This is a genomic window from Rhizobium sp. Root1203 (assembly GCF_001424945.1).
In the GTDB taxonomy this organism is placed as follows: Bacteria; Pseudomonadota; Alphaproteobacteria; order Rhizobiales; family Rhizobiaceae; genus Rhizobium.
Genome location: NZ_LMCW01000001.1, coordinates 222,781 through 237,960, shown reverse-complemented (window position 1 = coordinate 237,960; position 15,180 = coordinate 222,781). Strand labels below are relative to the sequence as shown.

At 62.1% G+C, this 15,180-nt stretch carries 14 protein-coding genes; 4 read left to right on the top strand and 10 right to left on the bottom strand.

The window, feature by feature from the left end; genetic code table 11:
• Nucleotides 1-83: 83 nt before the first annotated feature.
• Nucleotides 84-1,706 carry an ABC-F family ATP-binding cassette domain-containing protein gene (locus tag ASC97_RS01200; RefSeq protein ID WP_057466528.1) on the bottom strand — a complete coding sequence of 541 codons (1,623 nt, stop codon included), beginning with the start codon at nt 1,704-1,706 and terminating at the stop codon, nt 84-86.
• A 218-nt stretch (nt 1,707-1,924) separates the two neighbouring features.
• Between ASC97_RS01200 and ASC97_RS01195 the strand changes: the two genes are divergently transcribed.
• On the top strand, nt 1,925-3,988 hold the full coding sequence (locus tag ASC97_RS01195) for an ATP-dependent helicase (RefSeq protein ID WP_057466527.1): 2,064 nt from the start codon (nt 1,925-1,927) through the stop codon (nt 3,986-3,988).
• A 202-nt stretch (nt 3,989-4,190) separates the two neighbouring features.
• On the opposite strand, the gene ASC97_RS01190 is transcribed toward ASC97_RS01195, so the two are convergent.
• Genes ASC97_RS01190 through ASC97_RS01180 form a run of 3 tightly spaced genes read right to left on the bottom strand, consistent with a single transcriptional unit; the run spans nt 4,191 to nt 6,183 of the window.
• Complete coding sequence (locus tag ASC97_RS01190; protein ID WP_057466526.1) at nt 4,191-4,988, bottom strand: anti-sigma factor family protein; 798 nt, start codon at nt 4,986-4,988, stop codon at nt 4,191-4,193.
• Complete coding sequence (locus ASC97_RS01185; RefSeq protein WP_057466525.1) at nt 4,985-5,590, bottom strand: RNA polymerase sigma factor; 606 nt, start codon at nt 5,588-5,590, stop codon at nt 4,985-4,987. Before ASC97_RS01185 ends, ASC97_RS01190 begins: the two co-directional genes overlap by 4 nt.
• A 47-nt stretch (nt 5,591-5,637) precedes the next feature.
• Nucleotides 5,638-6,183, bottom strand: coding sequence for a tetratricopeptide repeat protein (locus ASC97_RS01180; RefSeq protein WP_057466524.1), 546 nt, complete (start codon nt 6,181-6,183; stop codon nt 5,638-5,640).
• Nucleotides 6,184-6,349: 166 nt separating this feature from the next.
• Here ASC97_RS01180 and ASC97_RS01175 point away from each other — a divergent pair, with 166 nt between their 5' ends.
• From ASC97_RS01175 to ASC97_RS01165, 3 genes are all read left to right on the top strand, one after another.
• A complete protein-coding gene (locus ASC97_RS01175) occupies nt 6,350-7,402 on the top strand; it encodes a type III polyketide synthase (RefSeq protein ID WP_057466523.1) in 1,053 nt (350 codons plus the stop codon).
• Nucleotides 7,399-7,902: an isoprenylcysteine carboxyl methyltransferase family protein gene (locus ASC97_RS01170; protein ID WP_057466522.1), complete on the top strand. Its 504-nt coding sequence runs from the start codon at nt 7,399-7,401 to the stop codon at nt 7,900-7,902. Before ASC97_RS01175 ends, ASC97_RS01170 begins: the two co-directional genes overlap by 4 nt.
• Before the next feature lie 117 nt (nt 7,903-8,019).
• Nucleotides 8,020-9,267, top strand: coding sequence for an NAD(P)/FAD-dependent oxidoreductase (locus tag ASC97_RS01165; RefSeq protein WP_057466521.1), 1,248 nt, complete (start codon nt 8,020-8,022; stop codon nt 9,265-9,267).
• A gap of 60 nt (nt 9,268-9,327) precedes the next feature.
• On the opposite strand, the gene ASC97_RS01160 is transcribed toward ASC97_RS01165, so the two are convergent.
• The 6 genes from ASC97_RS01160 to ASC97_RS01135 all read right to left on the bottom strand — a co-directional run bounded on the left by ASC97_RS01160 (nt 9,328) and on the right by ASC97_RS01135 (nt 15,176).
• Nucleotides 9,328-9,861, bottom strand: a complete 534-nt coding sequence (locus ASC97_RS01160) for a gluconokinase (RefSeq protein ID WP_057466520.1) — start codon at nt 9,859-9,861, stop codon at nt 9,328-9,330.
• 45 nt (nt 9,862-9,906) lie between these two features.
• Nucleotides 9,907-10,746, bottom strand: coding sequence for a dipeptide ABC transporter ATP-binding protein (locus tag ASC97_RS01155; RefSeq protein ID WP_057466519.1), 840 nt, complete (start codon nt 10,744-10,746; stop codon nt 9,907-9,909).
• Nucleotides 10,743-11,588: an ABC transporter ATP-binding protein gene (locus ASC97_RS01150; RefSeq protein WP_082529847.1), complete on the bottom strand. Its 846-nt coding sequence runs from the start codon at nt 11,586-11,588 to the stop codon at nt 10,743-10,745. The genes ASC97_RS01155 and ASC97_RS01150 overlap by 4 nt, the downstream gene beginning before the upstream one ends.
• A 1-nt stretch (nt 11,589) precedes the next feature.
• On the bottom strand, nt 11,590-12,477 hold the full coding sequence (locus tag ASC97_RS01145; RefSeq protein WP_057466518.1) for an ABC transporter permease subunit: 888 nt from the start codon (nt 12,475-12,477) through the stop codon (nt 11,590-11,592).
• Between the two features lie 9 nt (nt 12,478-12,486).
• Nucleotides 12,487-13,491: an ABC transporter permease subunit gene (locus tag ASC97_RS01140; protein ID WP_057466517.1), complete on the bottom strand. Its 1,005-nt coding sequence runs from the start codon at nt 13,489-13,491 to the stop codon at nt 12,487-12,489.
• Between the two features lie 89 nt (nt 13,492-13,580).
• Nucleotides 13,581-15,176: an ABC transporter substrate-binding protein gene (locus ASC97_RS01135; protein WP_057466516.1), complete on the bottom strand. Its 1,596-nt coding sequence runs from the start codon at nt 15,174-15,176 to the stop codon at nt 13,581-13,583.
• Nucleotides 15,177-15,180 lie beyond the last annotated feature (4 nt).

Below are 15,180 nucleotides of genomic sequence, written 5' to 3'. Positions count from 1 at the left end.
AACGAGGGTCAGCGAGAGGGGTATTCGTACCAACGATTAGTCGGCGGCAGGGAGTAACGGACCTCGCGGTCCGGCATCCCTTCTCAGCTGCGCAGGCCGGGCGCTTCCTGGCCGGTGCGTTCCACGTATTCGGTATAGCCGCCGCCGTATTGCTGAATGCCGTCCGGCGTCAGTTCCAGAACGCGGTTCGACAGGGCCGCCAGGAAATGGCGATCGTGCGAGACGAAGAGCATCGTGCCTTCGTACTGCGACAACGCCTTGATCAGCATTTCCTTAGTGTCGAGATCCAGGTGGTTGGTTGGCTCGTCGAGCACCAGCAGGTTGGGCGGGTCGAAGAGCATCTTGGCCATCACCAGCCGCGCCTTTTCGCCACCCGACAGCACGCGGCACTTCTTCTCCACATCGTCGCCGGAAAAGCCGAAGCAGCCCGCCAGTGCGCGCAAGGGCGCCTGCCCGGCCTGCGGGAAGGAATCCTCCAGCCACTCCAGCACCGTGCGGTCGCCGTCGAGAAGATCCATCGCGTGCTGGGCGAAGTAGCCCATCTTGACGCTGGCGCCGAGGGCGACGCTGCCCTCATCGGGTTCGGCGGAACCTGCCACCAGCTTCAGCAGGGTCGACTTGCCGGCACCGTTGATGCCCATGATGCACCAGCGCTCCTTGCGGCGGACCATGAAGTCCAGCCCCTCGTAGATGGTGCGGCTGCCGTATTTCTTGTGAACGTTCTTCAGATTGATCACATCCTCGCCGGAACGAGGTGCCGGCAGGAAGTCGAACGCAACCGTCTGGCGGCGCTTGGGCGGCTCGACGCGGTCGATCTTCTCCAGCTTCTTCACGCGGCTCTGTACCTGCGACGCGTGCGAGGCGCGCGCCTTGAAGCGCTCGATGAACTTGATTTCCTTGGCGAGCATCGCCTGCTGGCGTTCGAACTGCGCCTGCTGCTGCTTCTCGTTCTGAGCTCGCTGCTGCTCATAGAAGCCGTAGTCGCCGGAGTAGCTGTTCAGGGAACCGCCGTCGATCTCGATGATCTTGCCGACGATCCGGTTCATGAACTCGCGGTCGTGCGAGGTCATCAGCAGCGCGCCCTCATAGGTCTTCAGGAATTCTTCCAGCCAGATGAGGCTTTCGAGGTCCAGATGGTTGCTCGGTTCGTCGAGCAGCATGACATCGGGGCGCATCAGGAGAATACGGCCAAGCGCCACACGCATCTTCCAGCCGCCCGAAAGCGCGCCGACGTCGCCGTCCATCATGTCCTGGGTGAAGCTCAGGCCGGCCAGCACTTCGCGTGCACGGCCTTCCAGCGCATAGCCGTCCAACTCCTCGTAGCGGGCCTGGACTTCGCCATAGCGTTCGATGATCCGGTCCATCTCGTCGAGCTTGTCGGGATCGACCATCTCAGCCTCAAGCTCGCGCAACTCGGCAGCGACGACGCTGACGGGGCCTGCACCTTCCATGACTTCGGCAACGGCGCTGCGGCCTTCCATTTCACCGACGTCCTGATTGAAGTAGCCGATGGTGACGCCCTTTTCGGCGGAGACCTGTCCCTCGTCGGGCTGCTCCTGCCCGGTGATCATGCGGAAGAGCGTCGTCTTGCCGGCCCCGTTCGGGCCGACGAGACCGATCTTCTCGCCCTTGTTGAGCGCCGCCGAAGCCTCGATGAAGAGAATGCGATGGCTGTTCTGCTTGCTGATATTTTCGATACGGATCATATGCGGGTGAGGTCCAAAATACGTTTTCGGCGCCCTTATGCCATGCAACGCAGGGCCTGTCGCCCGTTTTTCGCACTGCACCATACGAATGCCGTCGCGACTTTCCCGGTCGCTCCAGTCCCGCGGGTCTTCCAAATAACAGACGGCGCTGATATGTTCCACGTTTGTTCCGAGTCGCCGTTTCCGCTGCGACATCGATGCGAGGGGCTGAAGAATCGATGCAGGCCGCGGCCTATCTTGAAAAACTGAACGAGCAGCAACGTTTGGCCGTCGAGCACGGCGTGGGCAAGGAAGAAGCCGGCGGACCGCTGCTGATCATCGCGGGTGCAGGATCGGGCAAGACCAATACGCTGGCGCATCGGGTCGCGCACCTGATCGTCAACGGCGCCGATCCGCGCCGCATCCTGCTCATGACGTTTTCGCGCCGTGCCGCTTCGGAAATGTCGCGCCGCGTCGAGCGCATCTGCAAGCAGGTGCTGGGGGCACAGTCGGCCGCGATGACCGAGGCATTGAGCTGGGCAGGCACTTTCCATGGCATCGGCGCGCGCCTTCTCAGGATCTATGCCGAGCAGATCGGGCTGAACGTGGATTTCACCATCCACGATCGCGAGGACAGCGCCGACCTGATGAATCTCGTCCGGCACGAGCTTGGCTTCTCCAAGACCGAGAGCCGGTTTCCGACCAAGGGCACGTGCCTTGCGATCTATTCACGCACTGTGAACTCGGAAACGCCGCTGAACGAGGTATTGAAGACCTGGTATCCCTGGGTTTCCAGCTGGGAACCGCAATTGAGGGAGCTGTTTGCAGCCTATGTCGAGGCCAAGCAGACGCAGAACGTTCTCGATTACGACGACCTGCTTCTGTACTGGGCGCAGATGGTCAGCGACGCCGAGCTGGCCGACGATATCGGACGACGCTTCGACCATGTCATGGTGGATGAATACCAGGATACCAACCGGCTGCAATCGTCGGTTCTGATGGCGCTGAAGCCCGGCGGACGCGGGCTGACTGTCGTTGGCGACGACGCGCAGTCGATCTATTCGTTCCGAGCGGCGACGATCCGCAACATCCTCGATTTTCCGAAGACCTTCTCGCCGCCGGCCGACATCATCACGCTCGACCGGAACTACCGGTCGACGACTACGATCCTGGCGGCTGCCAACGGGGTCATCGATCTGGCGCGCGAACGCTTCACCAAGAACCTCTGGACGGACAGGCAATCGACCGAACGACCGAAGCTCCTGACCGTGAAGGACGAGAACGATCAGGCGGGATACATCGTCGAGCAGGTTCTCGCCAATCGGGAGGTCGGCATGACGCTGAAACAGCAGGCAGTGCTCTTCCGCACGTCGAGCCACAGCGGCTCTCTCGAGGTGGAGCTGACACGGCGGAACATACCGTTCGTCAAGTTCGGCGGCCTGAAATTCCTCGACTCGGCGCATGTGAAGGACATGCTTGCCGTCCTTCGCTTTGCGCAGAACCCGCGCGACAGGGTATCGGGCTTCCGGCTGCTGCAGATGCTGCCTGGGATCGGACCGCAGACCGCAAGCAAGATCCTCGACACCATTGCTGCCGATCCGGAGCCGCTGATGGCGCTCGCGGAAATTCCGCCGCCCGCGAAGACCGGCGAGAGCTGGCCGGCGCTGATCCAGCTGCTGGAAGGGTTGCGCAAGTCCAGCGGGCAGTGGCCGGCGGAAATCGCACAGGCACGGGCATGGTACGAGCCGCATCTCGACCGCATCCACGAGGACGCTGACACCCGCAAGGCCGACCTGCTGCAGCTGGAACAGATTGCATCCGGCTATGCCAACCGCGAACGCTTTCTCACGGAACTGACGCTGGATCCGCCGGATGCGACAAGCGATCAGGCAGGCGTGCCGCTTCTCGACGAGGACTATCTCATTCTCTCCACCATCCATTCGGCCAAGGGCCAGGAATGGCGCGCCGTCTTCATGCTCAACGTCGTGGATGGATGCATACCCTCAGACCTCGCGGTTGGAACGACGCATGAGATCGAGGAGGAACGCCGTCTTCTCTATGTCGGCATGACGAGGGCGAAGGACAGCCTGACGCTGATCACGCCGCAACGCTTCTTCACCAGCGGCCAGCATGGCCAGGGCGACCGGCACGTCTATGCCTCGCGGACCCGCTTCATCCCCGTGACCCTGCTGCAGTATTTCGAGACAGCCGCCTGGCCGATCGTCAGCGCGTCGGCCTCGGAGCGAAGCACAAACCAGATCCGTGTCGATGTCGGTGCGCGCATGCGCACCATGTGGCGATGACGGCAACACCGGGTCGACGGGCCTCACGGCTGACGGTGTGCCGTGCGGCCCCCTCACTCCACCCACTCCCCACGGGAGAGGGGGAGGAGGACTGTTGCATTGTGGCTATATAGTCTCCGCTGGAATAAAAGCGTAGCCGCATATTCCTTCTCCCCCCGGGGAGAAGGCGCCGGCAGGCGGATGAGGGGGCGGCCCCCGCCAGTCAGACCGCCAATCGCGTCCTGACATCCTCGGCAATCGCCTGCATCCGGTCGAGCGGCGCATGGCCGATCAGCATGAAGGCGTGCGACGGGCTCGACCAGTAGATGACGTTCATGCCCTTGCGGCCTTCGACCCCAGGCGGCTTCGCGCCGGCGTCGGAGCGAACGATGCAGAGCGCCATCGGCCCGGTTTCCTGATCGAGATAGGCGATCTGGGCAAGCGGCTTATCGTCGTATTGCAGCAGCAAGGCCCGCTTGAAATCGACACCGGGCAAGGCGATCGTTTCCGGCGAGAGCGAAAGGCCAAGTTTCCCCTCGGGAATGGCCAGTTGCGCGGCCTGCGCTTCGCGCGACGGAACCGGACCGGCCAGCGTATCGGGCGTGTAGAGCGCAATGTATTCCGCGACGGCGGCGCGCCACTCGCTGCTCTCGTCCCTGGCGACGAGGCGTCGCTGGAAACCGATGAACGCACGGTCCACGACCGCGCCGGCAACAAGGCAGGCCGCAAGGGCACCGAGAAACCCTCGGCGGCTGGCACGAACCGGTGTCGATATCGGTTTTGTCTCGGCGGACAGATCCTCGAGCATCGCTTGCAACTCCGCCATCGGGGCAGCCGCCAGCATTGGTTCAAAGGCCTGCCCGAAGGGAAGGCTGCTGCGCGACAGGAACGCCAGCCTTGCAGCCACACGCTCGTCGGCATCGAGGATCGCTTCGACGCGCGCTGCTTCATCCGGCGGCAACTCGCCATCGATATAGGCCGTCAGCTGTTCGTCTGTGACGAATATGTTTTCGTTGCTCATCGTACCCCCTCCCCCGAAACATTGCCGGAGAGCTTTGCCCGCGCGGCGGCAAGACGGCTCATCACGGTTCCAATGGGGATTTCCAATACGCTTGCCACCTCCCGATAGGACAGGCCCTCGACATAGGCCAGAAACACCGCCGCGCGCTGCGCATCCGGGAGCGCGTTGACGAGCCTCAGGACCTGGTTTGCCATGACATGCGTTTCCGTCTGATGGGCGCCGTCGAACACGAGCACCCCGTCTGCATCGACGAAACCCTTGCCCTCGCGCACGCGGCGGGTGCGAATTTCGTTGAGCCATATCGAATGCAGGATCGAAAGGAGCCAGCGATCGAGGCGCGTGCCGGCTTCGAATTGCGCCGAACGCTCGAGCGCGCGCACGCATGTCTGCTGCACGAGATCGTCGGCTACGTCGCGACGATGCGACAGCACAAGACCGTAGCGCCAGAGCCGCGACAGGTTTTCCGTCAGGCCGCGCTTTATATCCGCTTCACTTGCGATGGCTGCCTCCGCCACGGGTTTTGCATCAGAACCCGCCGGACCGGCCTGCGGGTTCTGCTTTGAGCGACTATAGGCAGGAAATGTGGTATAGGCGACCGGCATTGGAATATCCCTCTTCAAGAGCGCCCGAACCTCCCGTCCATGGTCCGTCAGATCTTCGAAGGATCGGCGATGGCCTCGTTGAGGTCCTGGTATTCCTCGCAGCCGGTGCCGCAGATCGTCTTGATCGTATTCAGCTGATCCTTGGCGAGATCGATGCGTCCCTTGACGACATAGGCTTCGCCCAGATACTCGCGGACCTTGGCGTAGCCGGGATCGAGCGCGACTGACTTGAGATAGTAGGAGATGCCTTCGTCCGTGCGCCCAAGCTTACGGGTGGCATAGCCACGGTAGTTCAAAGCCTCGGCGGTATTCGGGTTCTTCAACGTATCGAGCATGGCAAGCGCTTCGTCATAGCGGCCGGCCTTGGCAAGCGAGTACGCATATTCCGTGCGGTTCTCGTCCGTCACGTTGGCGCTCGCCTGCTTGACGCATTTCTGCGTCCTCTTGTCATACATCTGCCCCTTCTTGCAGACCGGCGTGGTCGCGCCGCCGCCGTCTCCCCCGCCCACGGCGAAAGCCGATGCCGACAAGGTAGCGGCGGCAATGACGCCACCAAATAGGATGGATGCAATCCGAACAGTTGCGGTCGTCATGGAATATCTCCTTCAATGACAAGGTTGCGGAGGATGAACACCGCGGCGACCCGATTTATTCGGTGGACTTCTTCTTTTTTCCGATCACTGTCTTGTGACAGCCGGCGAGTGAATAAACGGACCTTTTGAGTGTTTGCCCTTTGCGTCGGGCGATAAGGAGCATTCCGTGAACGACACCGTGAAACTACTCAGTCTCGCCGTTGCGGCGCCCGAACACGTCATCACGCAGGAGGAAGCAGCCGAAACGTCTGCCCGGCTGTTTTCCAGCCGGTTGCGCGATTTCCAGCATCTCGCCAGCGTCTTCGGCAATGCGGGCATCCGGACACGCCATGCCGCACGGCCGCTCCGCTGGTTCATCGAGCCACACGGATGGGAAGATCGTATGGCAGCCTATGGCGAGGTTGCGCGCGGCCTGTTTCTCGAAACGGCCACCAAGGCACTCGACCGGGCCGGCCTGAAGGGATCGGATGTCGATTGCATCGTCACGATCACATCGACGGGGATCGCGACCCCAAGCCTCGATGCCCAGCTTGCCGCGACAATGGGGTTTCGTTCCGACGTGGAGCGCGTTCCGGTGTTCGGACTGGGCTGCGCGGCCGGCGTCTCGGGCTTTGCCATTGCCACGCGGCTGGCGAGGAGCCGACCCGGCGCCACCGTGCTGTTTGTCGCGATCGAACTCTGCACCCTCGCCTTCCGGCTGGATGAGCTGACGCGGGCAAACATCATCGCGACGGCGCTCTTCGGCGATGGGGCCGCCGCATGCGTGCTGCGAACCGGCGCGACGGGGAAGGCAGAGGTGGAGACGACGGGCGAACACCTCTTCCCAGATACGCTCGGCATCATGGGGTGGAAGATCGATGACACGGGCTTCGGCGTCGTTCTCGCGCAATCGTTGCCGCCGTTCGCCGAGGCGGAACTCGGGCCCGCCGTGGATGGAATTCTGGCGCGCCACGGGCTTGTCCGCAGCGACATCGGCCGCTTCATCTGTCATCCCGGCGGAACGAGGGTGCTGGCCGCGCTGGAAAGCACATTGTCGCTTCCATCCGGCTATCTCGATCACGAACGCGACGTGCTCGCGGAATACGGCAACATGTCTTCGCCGACGGTGCTCTTCGTGCTGGAGCGGGTGTTGCAGGCTGGACTTCCAGAACGTGCCGCGATGGTGGCGATGGGACCGGGCTTCGCCGCAAGCTGCGTGACGCTGAAGAGGGTCGCCTGATGTGGATCTCGATAGGGCTTCTGGCCTTCGTGACGGCGCAACGCCTTGCCGAGCTCATGCTTGCCCAGCACAATACGCGCGCACTGATCGCGAAGGGCGGGCGCGAAATCGGCGCCCAACACTACCCTTACATGGTTGCGCTGCATGCCTGCTGGATGGCCGGACTGTGGTTTCTGGCACCGGGGCGACCCGTGGAACCCGTATGGCTTGCGGTCTTCGCCGTGCTGCAGATTGCTCGCCTGTGGGTGATCGCGACGCTGAAGGGCCGGTGGACCACGCGGATCATCGTCTTGCCGGACGCACCTCTCGTCAGCACGGGCCCCTATCGGGTCTTCGCGCATCCGAACTACGCCGTCGTCATCGGCGAGATCGCTGTGCTTCCGCTGGCGTTTGGCATGCCTGTCTACGCGGCTGTCTTCTCGGTGCTCAACGCACTGATGCTGGGGGTTCGCATCACGGCCGAGGACAGGGCACTGAAGGCGGCAATGTTTTTGAAATAGAATGCGATTTTTCGTTTGCGCGGCGCTGGCGCGAGGGGCATTTTCGGTCCCAAGGTTGAACTGCCGACAAGGTCGGCCGGGCAACGAGGTTTGGGCAATGGTTTGGACTGCGCGAAAATGACGAAGAACGCGATCGTGCTCGGCGCCGGCATCGTCGGGGTGTCGACTGCAATCCATCTGCAGCGACGCGGGCGGCAGGTTACGCTGATCGACCGGAAAGCACCTGGCAAGGAGACGTCCTTCGGCAATGCCGGCCTTATCCAGCGGGAGGGTGTCGTGCCCTACGGCTTTCCGCAGCAGCTCGGGGTCCTCATCCGCTATGCCTTCAATAATCGCATCGACGCCCACTATCACCTGAAGGCATTGCCGGAGCAGCTTGCCTTCCTTGCACGATATTGGTGGAACTCCAATACCAAGCGGCACGAGATGATTTCGAAAGCCTACGCGCCGCTGATCGAGCACTCGATCTCGGAGCATAACGATCTGATCGAGGCCGCGCACGCCGAGCATCTGATCCGCAAGAACGGATGGATGGAGATCTTCCGGACGTCGGCCAGGCGGGATGCCGAACTGGCCGAAGCCGAGCGGCTGCAGAAGGAATTCGGCGTCGGCCACGAAGCGCTCAGCGCGAGCGACATCGCGCGGCTGGAGCCCGATATCAAAGGCGATTTCGCCGGCGGTCTGCGATGGCGAGATCCCTGGTCGGTTCTCGACCCGCATGGACTGACGGCCGCCTATCGAAGCTACTTCGAAAGCCTGGGCGGAAAGTTCGCCAGCGGCGACGCGAACTCGCTCGGCAGGTTCGGCTCCGGCTGGAAGGTGGTGACGAGCGAAGGCCCGCTGGAGGCGGACGACGCTGTGCTGGCGCTGGGCCCGTGGGCGGCCGTGGCCACGCGCCGGCTCGGCTATTCCTTTCCGCTCGGCGTCAAACGCGGCTATCACATGCACTACGCGGCGCAGGGCAACGCGGTCCTCAACAACTGGACGATGGATTCGGAGAGAGGCTATTTCCTGGCGCCGATGAGCCGGGGCATCCGCCTGACGACTGGTGCCGAGTTCGCGGCAATGGATGCGCCGAAGACGCCGGTACAGCTCGACCGCGCCGAGAAAGTGGCGCGCACCGTGTTTCCGCTCGGCGACAGGCTCGATCCGGAACCGTGGATGGGAGCCCGCCCCTGCACGCCCGACATGATGCCCATTATCGGCAAGGCGCCGCGCCACGAAGGTCTCTGGTTGGCCTTTGGCCATGCGCATCACGGCCTGACGCTCGGTCCGGTGACCGGCCGGGCGCTCGCCGAACTGATCACCGGCGAGGCGCCGTTCATCGATATTTCGGCCTATTCGCCGCAGCGCTTCAACCCGTAGGGCATTCCACGCTATCCCCAACGCAAACCGCTGCGCACTTTTGCAGGAATCAACGCGACATCAACCGACACCGAGCAGGGACAGGTCGCGGAGCGCCGTCTTCGCGATGCCTTCGATCGTATCGTCGATGTCGACCGTTGCAACGCCCGGCTCGCCGGTCGGCACCTCAAGCGTCGCAAGCTGGCTTTCCAACAGCGAAGGGGGCATGAAGTGCCCCTTGCGCTCACCCATGCGCCTGGTGAGCAGGTCCTTCGAGCCATGCAGGTAGACGAAGAAGAGATTGCCGTCGACGGCAGCGCGCAGGCGGTCGCGATAGCTTCTCTTCAGCGCCGAGCAGGAAACGACGATCCCCTCGTTGCGCTCAAGCCTGGCTTTCATCGTCTCGCCGACGACATCCAGCCAGGGCATCCGGTCCTCGTCCGTCAGCGGAATACCGTGCGACATCTTTTCGACGTTGGACGCCGGATGGAGCCCGTCGCCCTCGACGAATTCGACGCCGAGGGCCTCTGATATGGCCTCGCCCACCGAAGACTTGCCGCAGCCGCTGACGCCCATGACGACGACGGCATGGGCGTGCGCACTATTCTCAGTCATCACTGAACTCGCTCATCAAATTCGACACGGGTGGAGAAGCCAATCCTAAGACGCTACCAAAGCCGCATTCTTGCGTGCAAGACGCGCCCTGATGGTCTCGACATCGGCCCGCGGCGTGGCCGCAAACAGTGTCTTGGTATAGCTGTGCTGCGGATCGTTGAACACCTGATCCCGGGTTCCGTATTCGACAGCCTCGCCGAAATACATCACCATGACATCGTCGGCCATGTAGCGGACGACCGAGAGATCGTGGCTGATGAAGACATAGGTGAGGTTCAGTTCGTCCTGCAGGTCCGCGAGCAGATTGAGCACCTGCGCCTGGACCGAAAGGTCGAGCGCCGAAACGGGCTCGTCGAGGACCAGCAGCCGCGGGTTCAGCATCAAGGCGCGGGCAATTGCGATGCGCTGACGCTGGCCGCCCGAGAACATGTGCGGGTAGCGGTTGAAGTGGACCTCCTGGAGGCCGACCTTCTTCAGCATCGCCATCGCCAAAGCGCGCCGCTCGGCAGCGGGCGTATTGGTGTTGATGATCAACGGCTCCATCAGGATGTCGCCGATCTTCTTGCGCGGATTGAGCGACCCGTAGGGGTTCTGGAAGACGATCTGCACCTTGCGGCGCACTTCCGGCGTCAGGTCGCCTGCAGCGATATCGACCTTTTTGCCATCGATGAACAGTTCGCCACCGCTTGCGGGATCGATCATCGTGACGATGCGGGCAAGGGTAGACTTGCCGCAACCGCTTTCGCCGACGATCGCAAGGGTCTTGCCCTGTTCTACCTTGAAGCTTACGCCCTTGACGGCGTTCACGGTTCTCTCTTTCTTGAAGAGGCCGCCCGGCAGATAGTAGTTGCGGACGATGTCTTTTGCTTCGAGGACTGGCGTCATTGGGCCGCTCCCTCCACAGTCTTGAAAATTTCGCCGATGGTCGGCAGGCGGTCGCCGGTCGCATTGTCCGGCAAGGCGGCAAGCAGCGCCCTTGTGTAATCGCTCTTCGGCGATTCGAAGAGCGACAGCACGTCGGCCTCCTCCATCTTGCGACCCTTGTATTGGACGATCACCCGATCGGCCGTTTCGGCGACCACGCCCATATTGTGCGTGATCATGATGAGGCCCATGCGATGCTCCGTCTGCAGGCGCATCAACAGGTCGAGGATCTGCTTCTGAATGGTCACGTCGAGCGCGGTCGTCGGCTCGTCGGCGATCAGAAGCTTCGGATTGCAGGCAATCGCAATGGCGATCATCACGCGCTGGCACTGGCCGCCCGACATCTGGTGAGGGAAATGGCCAAGCCGCTCGGCAGGGTTGGGTATACCAACGGCCTCGAAAAGCTCCACGGCGCGCTTGCGCCGCGCGGCCTTGTCCATGCCAAGGTGGATTCTCAGAACCTCTTCGATCTGGAAGCCGACCGTGAAACAGGGATTGAGGCTGGCGATAGGCTCCTGGAAGATCATCGACATGTCCTTGCCGATGATGTTGCGGCGCTCCCTTGCCGACATGCCAAGCAGATTGCGGCCGTCAAAGACCATCTTGTCGGCGGTCACCTTTGCGGTCCACGGCAGAAGGCCCATCGCAGCGAGCATGGAGACCGACTTTCCGGATCCGGACTCGCCAACGATTGCAAGGACTTCGCCGGCATCTACCTTGAGCGACACGCCATCCACGGCGCGAAACGGACCGGTCGAGGTCTGGAATTCGACGACGAGATTTTCGATTTCAAGAAGTGCCATCTCAGGACCTCTTCAGTTTGGGATCGAGCGCATCGCGCAGGCCGTCGCCCATCAGGTTGATGGCCAGAACGGTGATGAGGATGCAGAGACCGGGGAACGTGACAAGCCAGGGGTTGCTCTGGAGGAATTCGCGCGAATCTGCCAGCATCGTGCCCCATTCCGGCGTCGGCGGCTGCGCGCCTTGGCCGAGGAACCCGAGAGCCGCTGCATCAAGGATCGCAGCGGAGAATGCGAGCGTCGCCTGAACGATCAGCGGCGCCAGGCAATTCGGCAGAATCGTCTTGAACATCAGACGTAACGTGCCGGCACCGGCCACGCGGGACGCCACGACGTATTCCTTCTCGCGCTCGCTCATCACCGCCGCACGCGTCAGGCGGACGAAGTGCGGCTGGTTGACGATCGAGATCGCGATCATGGCGTTCAGCAGTCCCGGGCCGAGCACGGCAACCAGCACCAGGGCCAGCAGCAGCGACGGGAACGCCAGGATGATATCCATGACGCGCATGATGATCGTATCCGTACGGCCGCGGAAATAGCCGGCGACGAGACCGAACAGCACGCCGGCCACCGCTGACAGCGAGGCGACGACAAGGCCGATGAACAGCGAGAACCGGGTGCCGTAGATCAGGCGGGTAAGCATGTCACGGCCAACGGCATCGGTACCCAACGGGTACGCGCTATTGCCGTTTGGCGACCATGCCGGAGGAAGACGCTGGAAGCCGGATGGAATGTTCGGATCGTGCGGCGAGATCAACGGCGCGAAGATCGCCATGAACAGCACGATGAGAAAGACCACGAGGCCGATGACCGCACCCTTGTTGCGGGAGAAATAATACCAGAACTCCGACAGAGCGGAGGGTTGGGCAGACTTGGTGTTTGCCATGCTCATGAGCCGCTCCTAGTGCCTGATGCGTGGGTTGATAAGACCGTACATGAGGTCGACGATCAGATTGACGAGCATGATGATGCCGGCGATCAGCAGCAAACCGCCCTGAACGACGGTATAGTCACGCTTGAAGACCGCATCGACCATCCACTTGCCGATACCCGGCCAGGAGAAGATCGTTTCCGTCAGGATCGCTCCGCCCAGCAGAACGCCGACCTGCAGGCCGATCGAGGTGACGACCGGGATCATCGCGTTGCGCAATGCATGGACGCCGACAACGCGAAGCGGTGCGAGGCCCTTGGAGCGGGCCGTACGCACATAGTCTTCACCGAGGACTTCGAGCATGGCCGAGCGCGTCTGGCGCGCGATAACGGCGAGCGGAATGGTGCCCAGAACGATCGTCGGCAGGATCAGCGACAGGACGGCCGACTTGAAAGCTCCGGCCTGGCCGGACAGCAGGCTGTCGATCAGCATGAAACCGGTGACCGGCTTGAAGAAGTACATCAGGCCGATACGGCCGGATACCGGCGTCCAGTGCAGCGTATTGGAGAACAGCACGATGAGCAGCAGGCCCCACCAGAAGATCGGCATCGAATAGCCGACAAGCGCCACGCCCATGGCACCCTGGTCGAACCAGGTCCCCCGCTTGACGGCTGCGAATATGCCGGCGGGGACGCCGAGCAGGATCGCAAACAGCATGGCGCAGAGCGACAGCTCCAGCGTTGCCGGGAACAGGGTGCCGAACTCCTGCAGAACAGGGCGCTTGGTCACGATCGACGACCCGAGATTGCCCTGCAACACGTTGCCGAGGTAATCGAGGTATTGAACGTAGACCGGCCGGTCGAGACCGAGGTCGTGCATGATTTCGGCATGACGTTCCGGCGCCATGACGCGCTCGCCCGACATCAGCATGACCGGATCTCCGGGCAGCAGGCGGATGAACGAGAAGGCGATCAGAGAAACACCGAGGAATGTGGGAATCAGGACCGCAAGGCGCCCGACAAAAAATCGAAACATGGCATATGTCCATATTAGTCCGGCGGTCAGGTATCAAACCTGACCGCCGGCCGAGCCCGGTCTTGCCGGGCATCTTCGCATAGTTTTGGTTATTCGGCGATATCAACGCCATCGAAGCGGTGAACGCCGACCGGATCCTGCACGTAGCCGGAAACCTTGGCACTCATCGGCACGAACTCGGTGGAGTGGTCGATGGTCGCCCAAGGCGCTTCCTTCTTGAAGAGGACCTGCGCTTCTTCGTAGAGCTTGGTGCGCTCGCCGACGTCGGCAGTCTTCTTGGCCTTCTTCACGAGGGCGTCGAATTCCTTGTTGCACCACTGCGCGCGGTTGTTGCCGCCGACAGCTTCGCAGCCGAGGAGCGTATCGAGGAAGTTGTCCGGATCGCCGTTGTCGCCCGTCCAGCCAAGGATCGCGGCGCCATCGCGGGCCTTGTCCTTGGAGAGCTTCAGGTACTCTGCCCATTCGTGCGTGACGATCTCGGCCTTGACGCCAACCTTTGCGAGGTCGGCCTGCATCAGTTCGGCGGCGCGACGTGCGTTGAGCATGTACGGACGCGAAACCGGCATTGCCCAGATCTTCATGCTGAGATCCTTGACACCAGCGGCTTCAAGCATCTTCTTGGCTTCGTCCGGATTGTATTCGTCGTCCTTGACGGCGTCGTTGTAGGACCACATCGTCGGCGGGATCGGGTTCTTGGCAACCTGGCCGGCACCCTGGAAGACGGCATCGACGATCGCCTGCTTGTTGATCGCCATGTTCAGCGCCCGGCGCACTTCAGCCTTGTCGAACGGTGCCTGCAGCGTGTTGTAGGCGAGGTAGGAAACGTTCAGGCCCGGCTGTTCGAGAACCTTGAGGTTCGAGTCGGCCTTGAGGTCCTTGACGTCCGCGGCGTTCGGGTAAGGCATGATGTGGCATTCGCCGGCCTTGAGCTTCTGTGCGCGGACGGACGCATCGGGCGTGATCGCGAAGACGAGATCGTCGATCTTTTCCTTGCCCTTGAAGTAGGTTTCGTTGGCCTTGTAGCGGATGACGGCATCCGGCTGGTAGGCAACGAAGGTGAACGGACCGGTGCCGAGCGGCATCTGGTTCATCTGTTCCATCTTGCCGTCAGCCTGGAGCTTGTCGGCATATTCCTTGGAGACGACAGATGCGAAGTCCATCGCGAGGTCGGCGAGGAATGGCGCTTCCGGATGGTTGAGCGTGAACTTGACGGTCAGATCATCGACCTTCTCGACCGACTTGATCAGCTCGGGGAAGCCCATGCCGGCTGCGTATTCGTAGGAAACACCGGCAACGTACTTCGCCCACGGGCTGTCAGCCTTCAGCTGGCGCTCGAACGAGAAGACAACGTCGTCGGCCGTCAGATCGCGGCTGGGGGTGAAGAAATCGGTCGTCTGGAACTTGACGCCCGGACGCAGCTTGAAAGTGTACTGCGTGCCGTCATCGGAAACAGTCCAGCTTTCGGCGAGGCCCGGCTCGACTTCGGTCTTGCCGTGGGTGAATTCGACGAGGCGGCTATAGACCGTACGCGACGACGCATCGAAGGTGGTGCCCGCCGTATAGATGCCGGGATCGAAGCCTTCCGGCGATCCTTCGGAGCAGTAAACAAGCGTCTTCGACCAAGCCGCCGACGCCATGGCAGAAGCCAAGACGGTCGCTGCCAAGAGGACAGAGATCTTTTTCATGATT

Coding starts and splice junctions, on each gene's coding strand:
- ASC97_RS01200 (WP_057466528.1), bottom strand. CDS start 1,706: ATGATCCGTATCGAAAATATCAGCAAGCAGAACAGCCATCGCATTCTC.
- ASC97_RS01195 (WP_057466527.1), top strand. CDS start 1,925: ATGCAGGCCGCGGCCTATCTTGAAAAACTGAACGAGCAGCAACGTTTG.
- ASC97_RS01190 (WP_057466526.1), bottom strand. CDS start 4,988: ATGAGCAACGAAAACATATTCGTCACAGACGAACAGCTGACGGCCTAT.
- ASC97_RS01185 (WP_057466525.1), bottom strand. CDS start 5,590: ATGCCGGTCGCCTATACCACATTTCCTGCCTATAGTCGCTCAAAGCAG.
- ASC97_RS01180 (WP_057466524.1), bottom strand. CDS start 6,183: ATGACGACCGCAACTGTTCGGATTGCATCCATCCTATTTGGTGGCGTC.
- ASC97_RS01165 (WP_057466521.1), top strand. CDS start 8,020: ATGACGAAGAACGCGATCGTGCTCGGCGCCGGCATCGTCGGGGTGTCG.
- ASC97_RS01160 (WP_057466520.1), bottom strand. CDS start 9,861: ATGACTGAGAATAGTGCGCACGCCCATGCCGTCGTCGTCATGGGCGTC.
- ASC97_RS01155 (WP_057466519.1), bottom strand. CDS start 10,746: ATGACGCCAGTCCTCGAAGCAAAAGACATCGTCCGCAACTACTATCTG.
- ASC97_RS01150 (WP_082529847.1), bottom strand. CDS start 11,588: ATGGCACTTCTTGAAATCGAAAATCTCGTCGTCGAATTCCAGACCTCG.
- ASC97_RS01145 (WP_057466518.1), bottom strand. CDS start 12,477: ATGAGCATGGCAAACACCAAGTCTGCCCAACCCTCCGCTCTGTCGGAG.
- ASC97_RS01140 (WP_057466517.1), bottom strand. CDS start 13,491: ATGTTTCGATTTTTTGTCGGGCGCCTTGCGGTCCTGATTCCCACATTC.
- ASC97_RS01135 (WP_057466516.1), bottom strand. CDS start 15,176: ATGAAAAAGATCTCTGTCCTCTTGGCAGCGACCGTCTTGGCTTCTGCC.